This window comes from Nocardioides baculatus, from assembly GCF_016735675.1.
GTDB classification, from domain to species: domain Bacteria; phylum Actinomycetota; class Actinomycetes; order Propionibacteriales; family Nocardioidaceae; genus Nocardioides; species Nocardioides baculatus.
In genome coordinates this window covers 520,562-540,419 of the sequence record NZ_JAERSG010000003.1, presented here as the reverse complement: position 1 = coordinate 540,419, position 19,858 = coordinate 520,562, and the positions used below count along the sequence as shown (strand labels likewise).

The 19,858-nt window shown below is 72.5% G+C and carries 14 protein-coding genes; 2 read left to right on the top strand and 12 right to left on the bottom strand.

Going from position 1 to position 19,858, the window contains the following annotated elements; all coding sequences use genetic code 11:
- Positions 1-61: 61 nt before the first annotated feature.
- From JI751_RS12215 to JI751_RS12175, 9 genes are all read right to left on the bottom strand, one after another.
- Positions 62-1,639, bottom strand: coding sequence for a HoxN/HupN/NixA family nickel/cobalt transporter (locus tag JI751_RS12215; RefSeq protein ID WP_201936565.1), 1,578 nt, complete (start codon positions 1,637-1,639; stop codon positions 62-64).
- Entirely contained in the window at positions 1,636-2,943 is a 1,308-nt protein-coding gene (locus JI751_RS12210; protein WP_201936563.1) for a tetratricopeptide repeat protein, read from the bottom strand. The genes JI751_RS12215 and JI751_RS12210 overlap by 4 nt, the downstream gene beginning before the upstream one ends.
- Before the next feature lie 118 nt (positions 2,944-3,061).
- A complete protein-coding gene (locus JI751_RS12205; protein ID WP_201936560.1) occupies positions 3,062-4,564 on the bottom strand; it encodes a DUF4331 domain-containing protein in 1,503 nt (500 codons plus the stop codon).
- 148 nt (positions 4,565-4,712) lie between these two features.
- A complete protein-coding gene (locus tag JI751_RS12200) occupies positions 4,713-8,135 on the bottom strand; it encodes an error-prone DNA polymerase (RefSeq protein ID WP_201936557.1) in 3,423 nt (1,140 codons plus the stop codon).
- Positions 8,136-8,147: 12 nt separating this feature from the next.
- Positions 8,148-9,725 carry a Y-family DNA polymerase gene (locus tag JI751_RS12195; protein ID WP_201937172.1) on the bottom strand — a complete coding sequence of 526 codons (1,578 nt, stop codon included), beginning with the start codon at positions 9,723-9,725 and terminating at the stop codon, positions 8,148-8,150.
- Positions 9,726-9,730: 5 nt separating this feature from the next.
- Positions 9,731-10,408: a DnaE2-dependent mutagenesis accessory factor ImuA' gene (gene imuA', locus JI751_RS12190; protein WP_201936555.1), complete on the bottom strand. Its 678-nt coding sequence runs from the start codon at positions 10,406-10,408 to the stop codon at positions 9,731-9,733.
- Between the two features lie 31 nt (positions 10,409-10,439).
- The gene (locus tag JI751_RS12185; RefSeq protein WP_201936554.1) at positions 10,440-11,060 is read right to left on the bottom strand and encodes a 2'-5' RNA ligase family protein; all 621 of its coding nucleotides are present in this window, start codon (positions 11,058-11,060) and stop codon (positions 10,440-10,442) included.
- A gap of 94 nt (positions 11,061-11,154) precedes the next feature.
- On the bottom strand, positions 11,155-13,173 hold the full coding sequence (locus JI751_RS12180) for a sensor histidine kinase (RefSeq protein WP_201936551.1): 2,019 nt from the start codon (positions 13,171-13,173) through the stop codon (positions 11,155-11,157).
- On the bottom strand, positions 13,170-14,048 hold the full coding sequence (locus JI751_RS12175) for a response regulator (RefSeq protein ID WP_201936549.1): 879 nt from the start codon (positions 14,046-14,048) through the stop codon (positions 13,170-13,172). Before JI751_RS12175 ends, JI751_RS12180 begins: the two co-directional genes overlap by 4 nt.
- A gap of 110 nt (positions 14,049-14,158) precedes the next feature.
- On the opposite strand from JI751_RS12175, the gene JI751_RS12170 reads away from it, so the two are divergent.
- Positions 14,159-14,509, top strand: coding sequence for a response regulator (locus JI751_RS12170; protein ID WP_201936548.1), 351 nt, complete (start codon positions 14,159-14,161; stop codon positions 14,507-14,509).
- Positions 14,510-14,690: 181 nt separating this feature from the next.
- Here JI751_RS12170 and JI751_RS12165 read toward each other — a convergent pair whose 3' ends face one another.
- Genes JI751_RS12165 through JI751_RS12155 form a run of 3 tightly spaced genes read right to left on the bottom strand, consistent with a single transcriptional unit; the run spans position 14,691 to position 17,802 of the window.
- Entirely contained in the window at positions 14,691-16,334 is a 1,644-nt protein-coding gene (locus JI751_RS12165) for an ABC-F family ATP-binding cassette domain-containing protein (protein ID WP_201936544.1), read from the bottom strand.
- Between the two features lie 33 nt (positions 16,335-16,367).
- On the bottom strand, positions 16,368-16,814 hold the full coding sequence (locus tag JI751_RS12160; RefSeq protein WP_201936542.1) for a pyridoxamine 5'-phosphate oxidase family protein: 447 nt from the start codon (positions 16,812-16,814) through the stop codon (positions 16,368-16,370).
- A 10-nt stretch (positions 16,815-16,824) separates the two neighbouring features.
- Entirely contained in the window at positions 16,825-17,802 is a 978-nt protein-coding gene (locus JI751_RS12155; RefSeq protein WP_201936539.1) for an Acg family FMN-binding oxidoreductase, read from the bottom strand.
- A 192-nt stretch (positions 17,803-17,994) separates the two neighbouring features.
- On the opposite strand from JI751_RS12155, the gene JI751_RS12150 reads away from it, so the two are divergent.
- A complete protein-coding gene (locus JI751_RS12150) occupies positions 17,995-19,758 on the top strand; it encodes a GAF domain-containing sensor histidine kinase (RefSeq protein ID WP_201936536.1) in 1,764 nt (587 codons plus the stop codon).
- Positions 19,759-19,858 lie beyond the last annotated feature (100 nt).

Here is a 19,858-nt window from a genome sequence, read left to right as displayed (position 1 = left end):
CACACGATGTGCAACAACCTGTGTTCGGCACCGCCGCGAGGACGGATGGGGGTCCGAGTCGTCAGAGCTGGATCAGGGTCCGGATGATCACGCCCGTGCCGACGGCGCAGATGCCGATGGCCGCGCCGTAGCGCAGGTAGGTGCGCACCTTGCCGGCGAGGAATCCCTTGGCCTGGGCGAGTCGCTCGACGCGGAGGACGACATCGCGGGCGAGCAGGCCGACAGCGGCCAGCGAGGTCGCCATCCCGATGCCGAACGCCACCACCAGTGCGAAGCCGAACCAGGCGCGCCCGAGGGCGGTGGCGGCGAGGAGGAGCAGGAGGGCGGACGGGCTGGGCACGAGCCCGCCCACGAGTCCCATCACCCACACGCCCCACCGACCGGGGGCGGTCTCCGGCTCCGCGGGTGCGGCTGCGGGAGCGTCGACCGGGACCGTTGCGACCGACACGGACCCACCGGCCGCCGCGTGCGCATGGTCGTGCGGGTGCGGGTGCGGGTGCGGGTGGTCGTGGTCGTGCCCGTGGTCGTGCCCGTGGTCGTGCCCGTGGTCGTGCCCGTGGTCGTGCCCGTGGTCGTGCCCGTGGTCATGGTCGTCGTGCGAGTGGGTGTACCCACCGTGCGAGTGGGTGTGGCCGCCGCCTCCCTTCGCCAGCCGGGCGAGCAGGTAGAGGCCGAGGCCGACGATGAGGAGGCCGGTGCCGAGGGTCAACCAGGGGTAGATCTGGGCCGGGACGAAGGCGCTGCTCACCGACACCAGGATCCCGAGCACGAGCACGGAGCCGGTGTGGGCGATGGTCACGGCGCTGCCCACCGCGAAGGCCGAGCGGACCGAGGAGCTGCCGCGCTGGGAGAGGTAGAACGCCATGACCGTCTTGCCGTGGCCGGGCGAGAGCGCGTGGGTGGCGCCGAGGGCGAGCGCGACGAGCACCGCCAGCCCCGCTGCCAGCCAGCCGCTGTCGCCGAGCAGTGCGGTAGCCTTGGCCGAGAGCCACGAGCCGTTCGCCGCGGTGGGTCCGTCCTCGTCGCTGCCGGGCAGCACGCCGGCCGGGCCTCCGGACGTCACGACGAGCGAGGCGCTGGTGACGTCGAGCGGGGACTGGAGCAGGTCCTTCGGGTAGGACGCGAGGCGGTCGCTCGTGCTCTCCGAGGGGACGTCCGAGCTGGTGAGGGTCATCCGGTCGCCGACTGCGGTGACCTCGCGCCACCCGATCGCGCCGGGGGCGGTGGAGTCCTGGAAGGTGATCTCGCCGGGCGCGACCTCGACGTCCGCGGCGTACTCGCACGTGATGCGGGTGATCGGCAGGCCACCCTCGCCGTCGCCCAGCGAGGCCGTGGAGCTGGCGAGGGCCAGGTCGACCCTGGTGCCGCCGACCGTCAGGTCCAGTCCGCGAGCGGTCGAGGCGCACTCCTTCGCGGCCAGCGTCGGCAGGTCGTCGACCTGGTCGCCCAGCTGCGCGGTCGGGATCTCGGCGAGGTCGACCACGTGGTCGACCTGGAGGCCGTCGGGGGAGACGAGGATGCCGGTGTAGCGGTTCACCGTGAAGTTGCCGAGCGGATGGGCCGATGCGGGAGCCGCGCCGAGGAGGACGGTGACGGCGACCGCCCCGAGGGCGAGCATCAGGCGCGCGAGGGTTCTCATCGGCTTCCTTCGATCTTCGAGAGGGTGGCGCTGGCCGCGTCGCGCTGCCAGGGCGACAGACCGGGGTCGGTGGCGAGACCGCGGCGCAGGTGGGTCCGCGCCTGGTCGGTCATCCCGAGAGCGGCCTCGATGGTGCCGCGGTGGATCCAGAACCTGGCCTCGGGCGAGTCGAGGCTGGTGGCCCGCCGGGCGATCGTGAGCGCCTCGCGGTCGCGGCCGTTGCGGTGCAGCGCCCAGGCGAGGGCGTCGGCCACGTGGACGCTGGTCCGCTGTCGCCACTCGGCGCGGGCCTGCTGGAGCGCCCGGGTCGCCGACCCGTGGTCGGCCTCGAACAGTGCGGTCTCGAGGTCGGTGCGTACGCCGCTGGCGTCGAGGAGCTCGATGGTGGTGCGGACGACGGCGAACTGGTCGTCGGCCTCGTCGGGCCGGCCCAGGTGGAGGAGCAGCTCGCCCAGCTCGGTGACGTACTCCGGGAGCGGCTGGCGCGCGACGACGTCCTGCCAGGTCGCGACTGCCCCCTCGAGGTCGCCCTGCGCGACCTGGAGACGGGCGGTGGACACGAGCGCGGGGAGGTAGTCGGGGGAGGCGTCCTGGGCCACCGCGAGCTGGCGTGCCGACGACTCCAGCCGACCCTGCTTGCGCAGGATGTCGCTGAGCAGGGTGAGCGTGTAGGCCTTGTCGGTGCGCGAACCCGCAGCGGCCGCACGGCGGAGGATGTCGGCGGCGCGGTCGAGGTCGCCGCGCAGCTCGTAGGCGTAGGAGTAGCGGGCCGCGATCGCGGTGCTGGGCTGGAGGCGGTCGGCCACGCGCAGCGCCTTCAGCTGGTCGTCGTAGCGACCGAGCTCGTTGAGGGCGTCGACGCGGATCGCGAGGGCGCCGAGGTCACGCGGGTTGATGGCGAGCGCCTGGTCGGCACTCGACAGCGCCTCGGAGAAGTCGTGGCGGGCAGCGGCGATCGCAGCCTGCGCGGCGAGGGCCGTGAAGTTCTCGTCCGGCTCGACCTCGAACGACCGGGCGGCCGCGTCGTCGGCCTTCTCGTAGTAGGTGGCGTTGCCCGTGAGACGGGCCTGCTCCACGTAGGCGACCGCGAGGTTGGCCCAGGAGGTGTAGTCCTGCGGGAGCCGACGCAGCGTGTTCTGGAGCGCGAGGATGCTCGTCTCGAGGTCCTGGCCGGAGTTGGGCACGACGCGGGGCACGGCGGCGGCCGGGGTGGGAGACGTCGGGTCGGACGAGGTGGCGAATCCGATGCCACCCGACACCGCGAGCACGAGGCCGACACTGATGACCATGAGGCTCTTGCGCATGTGGGGGTCCTTCCCGGAACGGGTACGGCTGGGGTGTGGCTGGGGTCTGGCTGGGGTGGGGCGGGGGTGTGGCCCGACCGCGCGACGTGTGCCGCGCGGCCGGGCCGGGTCGAGACGGTCAGGCCTTGCGGCGACGCACTGCGCCACCGATGCCGCCGACGAGGGCCAGGAGGCCCACACCGACGAAGGCTGCCGAGCTCTGGCGACCCGGGACGACGCGCTGGAGCACGCCTTCCTTGCTCGCCGACTGCTTGGCCGCAGCGCCCGTGGACGGGTGCGGGTCAGCGTCGCTGCCACTGGCCGGGAGGGCCAGGTAGGGGAACGTACCGCCGAAGGCGGTGTCGTTCGCGTCCACGCCGTCGCCGAGGTCGTTCGGCGATCCGACGAGCTCACCCTCGACCACCTGGAGCGCGATGTCGATGACATCGTCACCGAGACGGCGACCGTTGGGGAAGCCCTGCGTGTCTCCACCGATCACACCGAGCCGGTTGGGCTGGGCGGTCACGGGGGTGGACATGTTGAGGCGCAGCTGCTCGCTCGGGGTGATCTTGCCCTTGGGCATGTTGAGGCCCTTGACGCCCGTGAGGAACACCGACACGAGGTCGTTGCGCGGGGTCTTGGGAGCGTCGATGCCGTAGACGGCCTCGATCAGCTTCGGCAGCTCGGGGTTGGTCACGTACTTGAGCGCCGCTGCGTCACCCGTGGGCTTGAGACCGTTGAACGCGTCCTTGAGCTTGAGCGGGATGACGACCTCGTTGACCAGCGGGTTGCCCAAGCGCGAGACCTGGACGTACTTGCCGTTGGTCGACTTCTTCTGCGTCGTCGTCCACGTGCCGATCACCGGGTTCTTCTGCGGGTTGTTCTTCTTGGCCACCCACCGCTGCGGGACCTGCAGCGCCACCGACTGGACGTTGAAGCCGGCCAGGGTGTCGTCGCCGGCCTCGGAGAGGTCACCGCCGTAGAGCAGGTCGAAGACGCGCAGGTCGAGGAAGAACGGGTCCTCCGCCTGGCCGGCGAACGACTTCACGCCGGGCTTCGGGGTGGTCGTCGCCTGGGCACGCAGCGCGGCGTAGTTGGGCATGGACGCCTTGCCGATGTTGGACGGCGCGACGCGAGCCTTCCTGACGATCGTCTTGACCTTGTCCCGCTTGGCGCCGCGGTGGTTGATCCGCTGCAGCTTGTAGGTCTGGTAGTAGTTCAGGTTCTTGTCGGTCAGGGATGTGACCGGGCCGTTGGCGGCCAGGAACGTGTCCCCTGTGACGTAGTGATCCTTGAACGTCCACCGGAACGTCACGTCGGGCTTGGCGTCCGCGTTGTTGTCGACGTGGATGTCGTACTGCGCGTCGGTCGCGAAGCTGTAGAAGTTCGGACCGCCGGCCGGCTCCTCGAAGGGCAGCCAGTTGGCGATCAGGTTGACGTGGCTCGGAGACTCGGGAGCGCGGAACGCGTAGAGGTCCGTGCCGTCGTACTGCGGCGTCCCCGAGATGAGTGGTGCCTCCCGGTGGCTTGATGCGGTCGCGGCGAGCGGGCCGAGACCGGCGAAGCCGACTGCTGTCAGCAGGCCGCCGGTGCAGGCCAGGGCGATTGCCCCTTGCCGCTTGGTGGGTCGTGAGCGCTTCATCAGCAACTACTCCTTGTGTTGGCCCGGGGGTCGCCATCGTGCGTACGCCTGTTCCGGGCGCCCGCACTCCTTGGGTGAGCACGGGTGACCAGTGTTCGGAGTCACAGTGCGCCGTGGATTGGGCCGGTGGCCCCTCCTAGGGGTGGGATCACCGGAAGTCGCGGGACGAGGCTCTCGCCTGCAGCACGGCACCCGCCCCCGGGACGACGACGTCGATGGGCTCGACGCGGTCGGCGATCAGGTTGGTGACGCCCTCGTTGCGCTCCAGCTTGCCGCGGATGACGACGGCGACCCGGTTGCGGGCGGCCTGCCGGTGGGCCTTCATCACCCCGACGGAGCAGACGACGTTGAGCATGCCGGTCTCGTCCTCGAGGTTGAGGAAGGTGACTCCCATGGCCGTGCCGGGGCGCTGCCGGTGGGTGATCAGCCCGCCGACGTGCACCCGCCGGTTGGGCTCGGTGGTGGCGAGGTCCTCGACCGAGCGGATGCCGGCCCGTCGCAGCTCCGCGCGCAGGTGCTCGATCGGGTGCCGTTCGGGCGAGACCCCGGTGGCCCAGAGGTCGGCGAGGGTGAGCTCGGGCTCGCTCATGCCGGGGAGGGTGGGGGCCGGGGGAGCAGGCGTGGTGCCGGCCAGGTGGTCCGCACCCTCGGCGAAGCCGGCCGCCCAGAGGGCCTCGCGCCGGTCCAGGCCCCACGCGTCGAACGCCCCCGCGGTGGCGAGCGCCTCGAGCTGGGTGGGGGTCAGGCCGGCCCGGCGGGACAGGTCGGTGACCCCGGTGAACGGCGCCTCGTCGCGCGCTGCCACGATGCGGCGCGCCACCTCCAGCCCGATGCCGCGCACCGAGTCGAGCCCGAGGCGTACGGCGACGTGGCGGTCGCGGCGGTGCTCCGCCACCGGGTCGGGGGTGCCGGGCACCCACTCCACGCGGTCGAAGCGGGGACGGCAGCACTCGTCGGGCCCGGTGGCCGCGACGGGTCCGAGGGCACCCCCCTCGAGGCCGGGTTCGAGGTCGGCCTGCGCGGAGGACCGCGTGACGTCCGGACGGCGTACGTCGACTCCGTGGCGGCGCGCGTCCCCGACCAGCGACTGCGGGGAGTAGAAGCCCATCGGCTGGTTGCGCAGCAGCCCGGCGAGGAACGCCGCGGGGTAGTGGAGCTTGAACCACGACGAGGCGTAGACGAGCAGCGCGAACGACAGGGCGTGCGACTCGGCGAAGCCGAAGTTGGCGAAGGACAGGATCTTCACGTAGATCGAGTCGGCCAGGTCGCCGGTGATGCCGCGCTTCTCCATCCCCGCGTAGAGCTTGTGCTTGACCGACTCGATCCGCTCGATCCCGCGCTTGGACCCCATCGCCCGACGCAGCAGGTCGGCGTCGTCGCGGGAGCAGTCGCCGAGGGTGACCGCCATCGCCATCAGCTGCTCCTGGAAGAGCGGCACCCCCTTGGTGCGCTCGAGGACGGGCACCAGCTCGGGGTGGTCGTAGGTCACCTCCTCCTTGCCCGTGGCGCGGCGGACGTAGGGGTGCACGGCGCCGCCCTGGATCGGGCCGGGCCGGATGAGCGCGATCTCGATGGCGAGGTCGTAGAACTCCCGTGGCCGCAGGCGCGGCAGCGTGCCGATCTGGGCGCGGCTCTCGACCTGGAAGACCCCGATGGAGTCGGCGCGGCAGAGCATGTCGTAGACCGCGGGCTCCTCCTTGGGCATCGTCGCGAGGTCCCACTGCTCACCGAGGTGCTCGGCCACCAGCCGCATCATGTGGTCGAGCGCGCCGAGCATCCCGAGACCCAGCAGGTCGAACTTCACCAGCCCCATCGACTCGCAGCCGTCCTTGTCCCACTGGAGCACCGTCCGCCGGTCCATCCGGCCCCGCTCGATCGGGCACACCTCGCCGATCGGCCGCTCGGTGAGCACCATCCCGCCGGAGTGGATGCCGAGGTGTCGGGGCGCACCCATCAGCTCCTCGGCGAGGGCGACGACCTGCGGGGGTACGTCGTGGGCGTCGGGGTCGCCCTGGTCTCCCGCGACCACGGCCCCTGAATTGGATCGGGATGGCCAACCGTCGATCTGCTTGGACCACGCGTCCTGCTGGCCCTGGGAGAAGCCGAGCGCCTTGGCGGCGTCGCGCACGGCCATTCGCGGGCGGTAGCTGATGATGTTGGAGACCTGGGCGGCATTGCGGCGGCCGTAGGTGTCGTAGACCCACTGGATCACCTCCTCGCGCCGGTCGGAGTCGAAGTCGACGTCGATGTCGGGCTCCTCGTCGCGGTGCGCGGAGATGAAGCGCTCGAACGGCAGGCGGTAGAAGACGGCGTCGACGGCGGTGATGCCGAGGGCGAAGCAGACCGCCGAGCTGGCCGCCGAGCCGCGGCCCTGGCACAGGATCTTCCGACCGCGCGCGAAGGCCACGATGTCGTGGACGATGACGAAGTAGCCGGCGAAGTCCTTCTCGGAGATGACCCGCAGCTCGTGCTCCAGCCGCTCGCGTGCCTCGGCCTCGTGGGGGACGCCGGCGTACCTCTCGGCGAAGCCGCGCTCGGCCAGCACGCGCAGCCACGAGTCGGCGGTGTGGCCCTCGGGGATCTGCCGCTTCGGCAGGGCGGGGGAGGCCTTGTGCAGGTCGAAGGCCAGCTCGTCGGCCAGGCTCGCGCTCCGCTCGACGGCCCCCGGGTGGGCCGCCAGGGCGGTCGCCATCTCCTCGCCGCTGCGCAGGTGGGCCGAGCCGGACAGGTCGAGCCAGCCGTCGAGGTCGGCCAGGCTCCGCCGGGCGCGGACGGCCGCCATCGCCGACGCCAACCGGTGCCGCTGGGGGGTTGCGTGGTGGACGTTGCCGGCGGCGACCACGTCGAGCCCGTGCGTCCCGGCGAGCCGGGCGAGGGCGGCGTTGACGACGTCGGCGCCCGGTCGCGGGGAGAGCTCGACCAGCACGTGCTCGAGGCCGAAGAGCGAGGTCAGCCGGTCGAGGGCGTCCGCCGCCGCATCGTCGCCGATCTCCAGCGCCTGCCGGACCGTCCCCTTGCGGCACCCGGTGAGGACCGTCCAGTGGCCGCGACCGCGCTCGCCCAGCTCGTCGAGGTCGTAGACCGGGCGGCCCTTCTCGTCGCCACGCAGGTGGGCGTCGGTGATGGCCGCGGCGAGGCGGTGGTAGCCCTCGACGCCGCGGGCGAGCACGAGCAGGTGGCTGCCCTCGGGATCGGGTACGCCGTTCTGCGGGCCGCTGAGCCCGAGGGAGAGCTCGGCGCCGAACACCGTCGGCAGGTCGTAGGCCGCCGCGGCCTCGGCCAGCATCGGCGCTGCGTAGAAGCCGTCGTGGTCGGTGACGGCGAGCGCGTGGAGGCCGAGGCGCACCGCCTCCTCGACGAGCTCCTGCGGCGAGCTCGCGCCGTCGAGGAAGCTGAAGTGGCTGTGGCAGTGCAGCTCGGCATAGGGCGTGACCGTGACCGGCCGCTCGATCGGGCGTGCCTCCGTCGCCGCGTGCTTGCGTCGCGAGACCGGGGCGTCATCGGCACCGGGGAGGCCGCTGAGCCGTCGCTCCAGCTCCTTCCAGTGCATCTGCGGGTTGGTCCAGCCCATCAGTCGTCCCGCCTAGTCATAGCCGGCCTCCAGCGCCCACCCCTCCGGCGCCCGCAGCAGCAGCCACGCGCGACCGTCGGCGCCGACGACCTGGAAGCGGGCGCTCGGTCCGGCGCCGGCCGACCACCACCCCTCGTCGGTCGGCCACGGCCCGGCCCACGCGGTGACGGGCTGCCACGGCAGGGCCTCGGCGGCGTCACGCACGCGGAACCGGCACAGCTCGCCCGTGACGACGCCGCGGTCGGTCATCCGGACCTCGCGGCCCGCGTCGTCGACCACCTCGGCGGCCGGTGGCGTCGCGAAGACCCGCACCGGCGCCGGCCCCGGCACCCGACCGGGCCACGGCCGGTCGACCGGGCGCAGGTCGACGGCGCGCTCGCCCCACGGCACCAGCGCCTGCCGGGCCGCCGGACTGCGACCGCCCTGCAGCACCGGTCGGCGTACGGCCTCGAAGCCGACCATGCCCTGGACCCGGGCGACTCCCCGCTCCACGAGGTCGTCGGACGCCGTGCCCCAGAGTGCCTCGCCGTGGGCGGCGGCGGGCTCGACGGTCTCGGGGACGAAGCGCACCCGGTCGACCGGGGCGCGCACCTCGCCGGACTGCTTGCGCCCGCGCAGCGCCGCGCCGCCCCTGCTGGTCGACCCCGCTCCCTGCAGCTGCCAGTGCACCCGGTCGACGAGGTCGCGGGCGTTGAAGTGGCGCGGGTGCAGCCACGCGCGCGACGAGCAGACCACGCCCTCGGTCTCGGCCTCGACGCGCACGGCGGTCGCGACGAGCTGGTGGTGCGCGAGCTGGGTGATGAACCGCTCGGCGGTGGTGCGGACGCTGAAGGTGATCGCCTCGACGTTGTCGAGCGGGGTCTCGAAGACCACCTCGGCCTCCAGCTCGGGCGGGGGAGTGCGGGCGGCGAACAGGGCCTGGTCCTCACCCCGCGCGCGCCGGCGAACCGCTGCGCCGTAGGTGCCGAGCCGGTGCTCGACCGCGTCGCCCGGCAGGTCGGCGAGGTCGCCGAGGGTGCGGAGCCCGAGACGCGTCAGGAGGCTGACGAGCTCACGTCCGCGCGGTCCCTCGTCCTGGAGCACGTGGACCGGCAGCTCGCGCAGGAAGGCGGCGGAGCCGCCCTCCTCCACCACGACCCACGACTGGACGTCGGCGCTCCGCGCCGCCTGCTCGGCCGTGAAGAGGTCGTCGGCGATCCCGACGCGCACGTCCCAGACGCCACCCTCGACCAGCGCCTGGCTGGCGACGGCCGCGGCCTGGGTCTCGGTGCCGTACCAGCTGCCGGGAGCGCGTACGGCGAGCAGGCCGGGGCGCAGCGCGGCGACACCGGGCCGCAGGTCCTCGATGATCGCGAGCACCGGCTCGAAGGCGCGGGCGTCGCGGTCGGGGTTGGCCGGCAGCAGCAGGAGCTCCGGGCACCGTGCCTGGGCGTCGCGGCGGCGCTGGCCACGGCGTACGCCCTCGTCCCGGGCGGGGCCGTTGCAGACCTCGACGAGGTTGGCGTGCATCACGGCGGCGGGGGAGCGGAGCGACCGGTCGGACTCCTCCAGTGCGGCGACCACCGACCAGTCGGGGCACCACACGACCATCACCCTCACCCGGCTCTCCCGTCAGCGGGCTGCCGGATCCCGACCATCGGCCGGTCGACCCGCTGCACCCCCGGCCACGTGAGCTCGGCACGCACGGGAGGCCGCGCGCCACGCTGGACGGCGATGCTCGCGCGGCGCTCGACCAGCCGACCGGACCCGGACGTCGGCCCGAACCAGGTCGAGGACTCCACGCTGAGGCGGGCAGCCGCCCGAGGCCATGCGCCGTGCACGACGAGGACGGCGGATCTCGTGCGCAGGCGCGAGTCGAGGACGCCCGCGGCCCGGTCGGTGACGGACGCCGGCGGGCGCAGCACCACGACGCGCAGCACGTCGACGAGCGCCGCCGTCACCTCCAGCCAGTGCTCGCCGGGGTCGGGGACCAGCACCGTGCGCGCGAGCTCGATGCCCAGCTCGGACGCGGCCTCGACCCCGAAGTCGCCGCACCCGGCGAAACCCACCCACTCCCCGGCGCGGGAGGCGCCGGCCGCCAGGGCGAGCGCGAGGGAGGCGCTGTCGACGGCGTAGGTCGCTCCGGCCTGCATCGGCACGATGTCGGACAGGCCGGGCAGGGTGGGCACCGGTTCTCCGGCTACGGTCTGCTCCATCGCCGCGACCTTGGCCCGCAGCTGCTCGACCGTGGCCCGCTGCTCGTCGAGGGCGGCGACGGAGCGGGCGGAGGACATCTGCCCATCATCGAACAGGTGTTCGAACGCGTCAAGCGGAGAACGGCAGGTGGTCGAGCTCGATGGGCACGGAGTCGCGGCCGGAGAGCTGGCGGTGCACGAGGCCGATCGACGTGACGGTCCACGGGTCGGAGGCGTAGCCCTCGAGCGCCTCCACCGTGCGCACGAGCGCCCCCAGCTTGAGGCTGGGCCGGAACGAGAGCACGGGCAGCATCGGCCGGAAGCGACGACGGTCCCGGGCGAACCCCGCGCGGTGCACGCTGGCGTGGAGCGCGTCGACGACCTCCTCGAGGCGGTCCGTCTCACCCTGGAGCCCGACGAGGATCAGCTGGCGGACGTGGTCGACGTGCACCGACCCGCCCAGGGACACGGTGAAGGTGTCGTGGGGCGCGATCAGGTCGGCGACGAGCGACCGCACCGTGTCGACCTCGCCGGTGGCGACGTAGCCGAACCGTGCGAGCTCGGCGGCCATCCTTTCGGTCGGGAGGACCTCGTACGGGTTGCGCGACGACAGTGAGAGGACCTGGGCGCCACCCGGCTCACGCGTCGGCCTCTCCGGGTCGGCGAGCGCGGCGGCGCTGTTGACCGTGGCGAAGTCGTGGACATCGCAGGTGATCGCGTGCGGGGGAAGCAGGGAGGCGGTCAGGTACATGGCTCAACCATCGGCGCGCAGACGCCGTTTGCGGAGGCCTGTGCCGGGGGTAGGTGTGAAGACGTTGTGAGGTTTTGTGGATCTCTTGTGGATTTCACGGCCCGGTCGGTACGTCGTCCTCCGCGGCGGGCAGGTCGAACGAGAAGGTCGTGCCGATGCCGCCCGGTCCACTCGTGCACCTGATCGTGCCGCCGTGGCGCTCGACCACGAGACGGCACACGGACAGGCCGATCCCGGTCCCCACGACGGCTGCCGCCGACGACGACCGCTCGAAGCGGTCGAACACTGTCTCGCGGTCCGCCTCGGCGATCCCGCGCCCGTTGTCGGTGACCTCGACCAGCACCCGGCTGCCGCGGCGTCGCACATGGACGTCCACGGCGAGGGGACGCGCGGGGTCGGCGTACTTCACGGCGTTGCCGAGGAGGTTCGCGAACACCTGCCGGACCGCGCGCTCGTCACCCAGGACCGTGTGGCCTCTGACGGCGTGCACGGTCAGGTCCGGTACGGCGAGGAGGTCGGCGAGGTCGTCGACCAAACCGTCCGGTCCTGCGAGCTCGAGCGGCTCGAGGTGCAGCTCGGCGCCTTCCGCGAGGGCGTGGTCCAGCATCTCGTCGATCAGCTCGCCGAGCCGGGTGACCCCCGTCATCGCCTTGGTGACGAGGTCGTTGGCCCGGGAGATCGACGGGGCGTCCTTGGTCAGCTCGGTCGACGCCATCGAGGCCCAGCCCCGCACAGTCGTGAGCGGACTGCGGAGGTCGTGTGCTGTCGTCTCGGCGAACTCGGCCAGCCGTCGCGACTCCGCGCGCTCGGCCGTCACGTCCCGGAAGACCAGGAGAGCGACGGGCCCGGACGTGGCGTCGATGCCGTCCGGGAGCCGGGTCGCGGTCACGGTGGCCACCCGTCGCGTGCCGTCCTTGAGAGGCAGGATGATGTCGGTGGTCGGCAGGTGGCCATCGATCAGGGCTCGCCGAGAGGGAAGCTCGGCGGGTGGCAGGGGCGAGCCGTCGGTGCGCAGGAGGTCGTAGTCGGCGGTTGTCGGCCCTCCGGCCCCGGACAGCCGTGCCAGCATGGCCCGCGCGGAATCGTTGGCCTGCAGCACCGTGCCTGAGGCGTCGACCAGCATCAGCCCCTCGTCCATCGCCTGGTTCATGGCCAACAGCAGGCCGGCGCGTGCGGCAGCCGTGGCCTCCGAGCGAACCAGCCGCTCGAGGACGTCCACCCGCTGGTCGCGCACCGACCCCAGGACCAGCGCGGTCATCAGCACGACGATCGTGAACCCCTGCGCGTGGATCGCGGCGATGGGAAGGTCCCGGATGACCGAGAAGTCGCCGCGGCCGAGGAGGGTGAGCACGACCGCCACGCTGCCGAAGGTCGTCGCATGGATCGCAGCCGCGTAGGTGGAGAAGCGCACCGCGCACCAGATGGTGAGCGGGATGACGGCGAAGGCCGTCGGGAGGGGGCTGGTGAACACCCATCCGTAGACCACGGCGGTGACCAGCCACAGACCCGCCAGCTCGACGTAGGAGGTCTGCGGTCGCGGCCGTCGCGGTTGCGTGAAGTGCTCCCAGGTCAGGTGCCCGACGGGTGCGACGATCATCACGCCGCAGAACTGGCGGAGGAACAGCAGCACCACGTCGGTCCACGACTGCGAACCGTTGGCCCACAGCCCGATGGCGCCGAGAAGCGCACCCGATGTGCACCCGAGTGCGACGGAGCCGGTGCCGCGCATCAGGACCGGGAGCGAATGGATGCTTCCCTCCCCACCCGTCCCCAGCGCACCCGGCACCCATCGGCGAAGCAGCGCGACGATGGTTGCCGTCTGGACCATCGTGGCCACAGTCGCCGCAGCAGCGAGGGCCGCAGACGCACCGGTCACCAGCAGGATCACGGCGAGCTCGCCCCCCACCGCAGCGACCACCAGCACCGGACGACGCGACTGCATCAGCCACAGCACCGCGATCCCGGCCGCGGGAAGGATCAGGCTGATCCCTCCGCCCGGCCCGGAGAGGACGGTCGCCCGGCTCAGCAACGAGGCCGCGGCGTAGAGCACGGCGAACAGGACGAATGAGTGTCCATCGGTCCAGCGCGCCCCCCACGCGCCGCTCCTGGTCATGGCTCCTCGCGTCCGCTCTCGGTGGTGTCGTCGAGCAGCGAGGCCAGCTCGCCGGACGCCTCGTCGAGGAGGGCCATCAGGCGAGCCGCCCGGACGTTGCCGTCGGCCTGCCCGGCCAGTCGTCGTACGTCCTCACGCACGGCGGCGAGCCGGTCGCCGAGGTCCTCGCCCTCGTCGCTCGTCGGCGCGGCGGGCGACGGGATCCAGCGGTACCCCAGCCCCGTCTCGGTGCGGATGAACTGCGGGTCGCGCGCGTCGTCGCCGAGCTTGGCGCGCAGCGCTTTCACGTGCACCCGTAGGGACTGGTGTGTCTCGGCGCCCGCGTGGGGTCCCCACACCCGCGCGGAGAGCCATCGGTGGGTGACGATGCGACCGGGCTCGCGGCTGAGGCCCTCGAGGATCAGCCACTCGGTCTCCGTCAGTCGCACCTCCTCGCCGTCGCGGTGCACCAGGTGTTGGGTGTAGTCGACGGTCACGCTGCCGAAGACACGCGAGGTCGATCGCTCCTGGGAGGCGTCGATGCGCCGCTCGACGACCGCGAGCCGGGCCCGGAGCTCGCTGACGTCGAAGGGCTTGTCGATGAAGTCGTCGGCGCCCGCGTCGAGCGCATCGGCCTTGCGGCGCACCTGCTTGCTGCCCGAGACCACCACGATCGGGGTGTCGGTCCACTCGCGGAGCTTGGCGATCACGCTCGTGCCCGGCATGTCGGGCAGGCCGAGGTCGAGCAGGATGACGTCGGGACCGCGCGCGGCCGCCAGCTCGAGACACTCGCGGCCGGTCGAGGCGAGCAGCACCGTGTGGCCGAGTGACGGCAGGAGCTCCGCGAACATCCCCAGCGTCGCCCGGTCGTCCTCCACGACGAGAGCCAGGGCCATGCAGTGAACATACGTCCGGAAACGCCCGAGGTCGCGTCTTCACACCACCTTCACGACTAAGGATGGAGTGCTGTCGTCGGTAGCGATGTGATCCGGGCACCCTCGGACGCATGGTGCTCACCCTCGTCGTGGACGACGATCCTGCCGTCCTCGACCTCGTCGCATCCCTGTTGCGCGACGCCGGTCACGAGGTCACGACTGCCATGAACGGGGTCGCGGCGCACGATCTGCTCCTCGACGGCAGCTTCGACCTGTGCGTGCTCGACCACGACCTGCCGGGCATGACGGGACTGGAGGTTGCCGGCGCTGCGCGCAGTGCCGGCGTCGACGCTCGCTTCGTGCTGGTGTCCGGCCAGCGGTGGCTCGCGCACCAGCGCCTCGACCCCGTCGACGAGTTCGTCGAGAAGCCGTTCGACCCCGAGGAGCTCCTCCAGCTGATCGACACCCTGATGGCGCCGTGAGCACGACCCGCACGATCCCCGAGACCCGAGGCCCCTAGGGGCTTCGACACCTGGCTGCGACGTCCCCCGTCTCGCAGCGGCCTCTCGACTCCCCCGGTGGAGAGGCATGGTGAAAAGGGCGGGGCCGGAGGCTGACCCCCCGATCTACGACCTCCGGTCCCGCCCGAACCGCTCACCCGGGTCACACGTGTCGTACGACGACGCTGCCGGCGTCGACCTCCCAGCGCTGGTCCAGCCGGACGTTCTCCAACAGCCGTCGGTCGTGCGAGACGAGCAGGAGCGCGCCGTCGTACGACGCCAGCGCCTCCTCGAGCTGCTGGATGGCCGGCAGGTCGAGGTGGTTGGTGGGCTCGTCGAGGACGAGCAGGTTCACGCCGCGCGCCTGGAGGAGCGCCATCGCCGCGCGGGTGCGCTCGCCGGGGGAGAGGCGGCCGACCTCGCTCGTGACCTGGTCGGCCTTGAGGCCGAACTTGGCCAGCAGGGTGCGCACCTCGGCCTGCGTCATCTCCGGCACGACGGCCTCGACGGCGTCGCCCAGTCGCATGTCGTCGTCGAGCGTGGTGCGCGCCTGGTCGATCACGCCGACCGCGACCGAGGCCCCGAGCGACGCCGTACCGGTGTCGGGCTCGGTGTCGCCCAGCAGGAGACGGAGGAGGGTCGTCTTGCCGGCGCCGTTGGGTCCGGTGATCCCGATCCTGTCGCCGGCATCGACCTGCACCGACACCGGACCGAGGACGAAGTCGCCCAGCCGACGGGTGGCCTCGTTGAGGGTGGCGACCACGCCGCTGGACCGGGGCGCGGCAGCGATGTCGAACTGGAGCACCCACTCCTTGCGCGGCTCCTCGACCTCCTCGAGCCGGGCGATGCGCGACTCCATCTGGCGCACCTTCTGCGCCTGCTTCTCCGAGGACTCGGTGGCCGCCTTGCGCCGGATCTTATCGTTGTCGGGATTCTTCTTCATCGCGTTGCGCACGCCCTGCGAGCTCCACTCGCGCTGGGTGCGGGCGCGCTTCACGAGGTCGGCGCGGGTCCCGGCGTACTCCTCGTAGGCCTCGCGCGCGTGCCGCCGGGCGATCGCCCGCTCCTCGAGGAACGCGTCGTAGCCGCCGTCGTAGACGGTGACCTGCCCCTGGGCGAGGTCGAGCTCGACGATGCGCGTCACGCAGCGGGCCAGGAACTCACGGTCGTGCGACACCAGGACGACGCCGCCGCGCAGGCCCTGCACGAAGGACTCCAGTCGTGCGAGGCCGTCGAGGTCGAGGTCGTTGGTCGGCTCGTCCAGCAGCACCACGTCGAAGCGGCTGAGCAGGAGCGCGGCCAGCGCCACCCGTGCCGCCTGCCCGCCGGAGAGGGACGTCATGAGGGCGTCGGCGCCGACGTCGAGGCCGAGGTCCGACAGCACCGGCGCGACGCGGTCCTCCAGGTCCGCGGCTCCGCTCGCCATCCAGCGGTCGAAGGCCCCGGTGTAGGCGTCGTCGGCACCGGGACGGTCGGACCCCAGAGCGGCCGCGGCCTCCTCCATCGCCGCAGTGGCGTCGGTCGCGCCGGTGCGGCGGGCGACGTACGCCATCACGGTCTCGCCGGGCACCCGCTCGTGCTCCTGGGGCAGCAGGCCGACGAAGGCGTCGCGCGGCGCGCAGCTCACGGACCCCGCCATCGGCTGGGTCGCGCCACCCAGCAGCGACAGCAACGTGGACTTGCCGGCGCCATTGGCCCCCACGACGCCGATCACGTCGCCCGGCGCGACGGTGAGGTCGAGGTCCTCGAAGAGCACCCGGTGGCCGTGGCCGCCGGACAGGTCCTTCGCAACGAGCGTGGCGGTCACGGGCGGGAGCCTAGAGGGTCGGTCCCGCCAGGGTCACCGCGGCGCGTCGGGGATCATGTGCTGCCACGGACGGGACAGGTCGAAGGCGCGACCACTGATCTCGGTCACCTCGATCTCGACGACGTTCCACTTCGGGGTGTCCACCCACGGGTGCAGCGGGACGTTCTCCGCGCGGTGCTCCTCGTCCTCCTCGAGCCGACGACCGCGGCCGTGCAGGACGACGCTGGTGGCGTGCTCACCGTCCACCTGGTCGACCTCGAACGCGACGTCCGCGTTCATCACGACGCCGAGCAGCTTTGATCCCTCGGCGGTGCGGAAGAGCAGGGAGTGGCGCCCCGTGACGGGGTCGTGGTCGATCGCGTAGTTGATCGGGGCGATGTGCACCTCGTCGAGGAGGTGGTAGGCCATCCGACCCAGCTCGTGCTCGCGGAGGAAGGCCCAGCACTCTGCGGTGCTCAGGTGTCTGACCGGCTCGTCCATGTCGCGCCCCTCAGGCGATCTCGAGCACGTCGTCGACGGCCCGGCGCGGCGTGCGGACGAGCTCGCTGCGACCGATCGCCTGCCACCCGATCCGGGCTAGGATGATCGGGTGCGCGAGCCCGCCGAGCACCTCGAGCTGGAAGGCCTTGCGCGACTCGGGGACCTCGACGACCTGGCTCAGTGGCACGACCGACAGCCCGCCGGCCGTCGCGGCCAGCCAGAGTGCGCTCAGTCCCTCACCGGCCCGCAGCCAGGCCGTCGGGTCGTCCTCCACGTCGAAGATGACGACGAGTCCGTCCGAGCCCTCGACGACCGGTTCGTCGGGCTCGTCGAGGTCACCGTCGGTGAACCGTCCGGGGACACCGGCGCTGCCGGTGCGGCGGGGCACCACCGTCGACGGGACGCCGTCCACGGACGAGCGGTCGCGCCAGTCCTGCTGCTCGGCCGTCATCGCGTCGTCGGAGCGGTAGCGCTCGGTGGCCTGGAGCACGATGCGGTCGGCGCGGAACCGCTCGGACACGTCAGTGAGGGGCACGGCGCGCGTCCCGGCCTGGGTCGCGACCTGCGCGAGCCCGGCGAGACGCTCGTCCGGGACGGGCCACGACGTGAACCGGCGACGGTCGGTGCAGCGCGCGTCGATGGCCTCGAGCACCTCGGCGGCGTCGACCGGTGGCGGTGCGGGCGTGAGCTCCACGCGCGCCAGCAGGTCGGGGTCGGGGGAGTCAGGCAGCCGGGTCACCGCGGGCGACCACCCGAGGGCGGCGGACGCGACCGAGGCCTGGTGGAGCGCCGCCCCGCAGCTCACGAGCAGGTCGCGACCTGTGGGATCGGCCACCGGCAGCCGACGCCGTCGGTCGGCGTACAGCTCGAGCACCCGCCCGTGCGCGACCCAGCGCCACGGCTGGGTGTTGTGCACGCTGGGCGCGCGAGTCGCGAGCTGGACGATGCGGCGGATCGTGCCTGCCGGCACGGGCGAGCTGGTGGTCATGGTGGGTCCTCCGACCGCTCCGATGGGTGGGACAAAGCCTTCTTCGTCGACGCCGGTCATCACAGGGCCGTTGGTCACCCGCGGTCGGGACGTTGGGATCCCGACGTGGCCCTGGTCCGCCGTCGGGTCGCCGGGGCGCGAGAGCGACTAGCGTGTGCACTCTCGGGGCACGCCAGACGAGGGAGGCGCCCGATGGAGCACGGCCAGCACGCGGACCACAGCGACGATGCAGCACCGGTTGCCGAGCCGGCACTGGGTGCGGTCGCGTTCGACGACCTGTTGCGCGAGGTCCTGTCGCGCATGGAGGGTGCGCTGGACCACCAGGCGCGCCTGCGGCTCCTCCTCGACGCGGTCGTCACCGTGGCCGGCGACCTGACCCTCGACGGCGTGCTGGCGCGCATCGTGGCCGCTGCCGGGCAGCTGGTCGACGCGCAGTACGCGGCCCTCGGTGTCCTCGACTCGGGAAGTGGGCGGGGGCTGCGCACCTTCGTGCACCACGGCATGGACTCCGAGGTCGTGATGCAGATCGGTGAGCTCCCGACCGGTCACGGGCTGCTGGGACTCCTCATCGACGATCCGCGACCGATCCGGTTGCACGACATCTCGGCGCACCCGGTGTCGTACGGATTCCCACCGCACCACCCGCCGATGCGGTCCTTCCTGGGGGTGCCCATCCGCATCCGGGACAAGGTGTTCGGCAACCTCTACCTCACCGAGAAGGCGGGCGGAGCGGACTTCACCGACATCGACCAGGAGGTCGTTGTCGCACTCGCTGCGGCGGCGGGCGTGGCGATCGAGAACGCCACGCTCTACGAGGAGGCCGAGCACCGCCAGGCCTGGCTCACCGCCACCGCCGAGATTGCCGCCCTGCTGGCGGCGGACACGGGCGGCGACCTCGCGCTCCAGGCCGTGGCCGACCGTGCCCGGGCAGTGTCCGGGGCGGACGTGTCATGGGTGGTGACGGGGTCCGACGCCGCGTCGCTGCGCCTCGAGGTGGTCTCGGGGGCACCGGTGGACCCGGACGCCATGAAGCGGCTGCGGATGGAGGACTCGCTCGCGAGCCTGGTGGTGCACACCGGCCAGGCGGTCGCCGTCGAGGACGTCGCCGCGGACGACCGGGCGGTGGACCCGTCGTCGATCGACGGGTGGCCCCAGCTCGGACCGGTGATGGTGGTGCCCCTGCGCTCGGGGCGCGGTGTCGAGGGCGTGCTTTCGCTGGCGTGGACGAAGGCCAACGCCGAGGGCTTCCGCCGGGTCGACCCGGCCCTGCCGGCCAGCTTCGCCGAGCAGGCCACGCTGGCGCTCCAGCTGGCGAGGAGTCGCGCGGACCAGGCCCTCCTCACGGTGTTCGAGGACCGGGACCGCATCGGCCGGGACCTGCACGACCTGGTCATCCAGCGCCTGTTCGCGGTGGGTCTGGGCCTCCAGAGCCTCGCCCACATGAGCCACGACCCGCAGGTCGGTCCCCGGCTCGAGCAGGCCATCGACGACCTCGACGGGACCATCAAGGACATCCGGCGCGCGATCTTCTCGCTCGGAGCGATGGAGACGGCCCCCGACGTCCAGAGCGAGATCGAGCGACTGGTGGACCGCGCAGGTGCGACCATGAAGCTGCGTCCTCGACTGACCATCGACGGACCCCTGCGGACAGCGGTGACGCCGGCCGTGGCGCCCGACCTCCTCGCCGTGCTCGGCGAGGCGTTGACCAACGTGGCCCGGCACGCCCGGGCCGGCACCGTCGACGTGCACGTCCGGGCGGACGCGGCGACCGTGTCGTTGACGGTTGCCGACGACGGCCAGGGGATGGACCCGGCCGCGCCCCAGAGCGGGCTGGACAACATGCGCAAACGGGCGGTGAAGCACGGTGGCGAGGTCACGGTCGCGTCGGCACCCGGCAGCGGCACGACCGTCACGTGGAGCGTGCCGACCACGCCGCCGACCGGAACGTCCTGCTAGCAGTCAGTCGGCGGCGCGGCACCGGAGTGCCAGGTGCCGGCCGTTCCGACCGTGATGGCGGTGCCGGCGGCACGCGCGCCGTGGTCAGCCACCTTCGGCC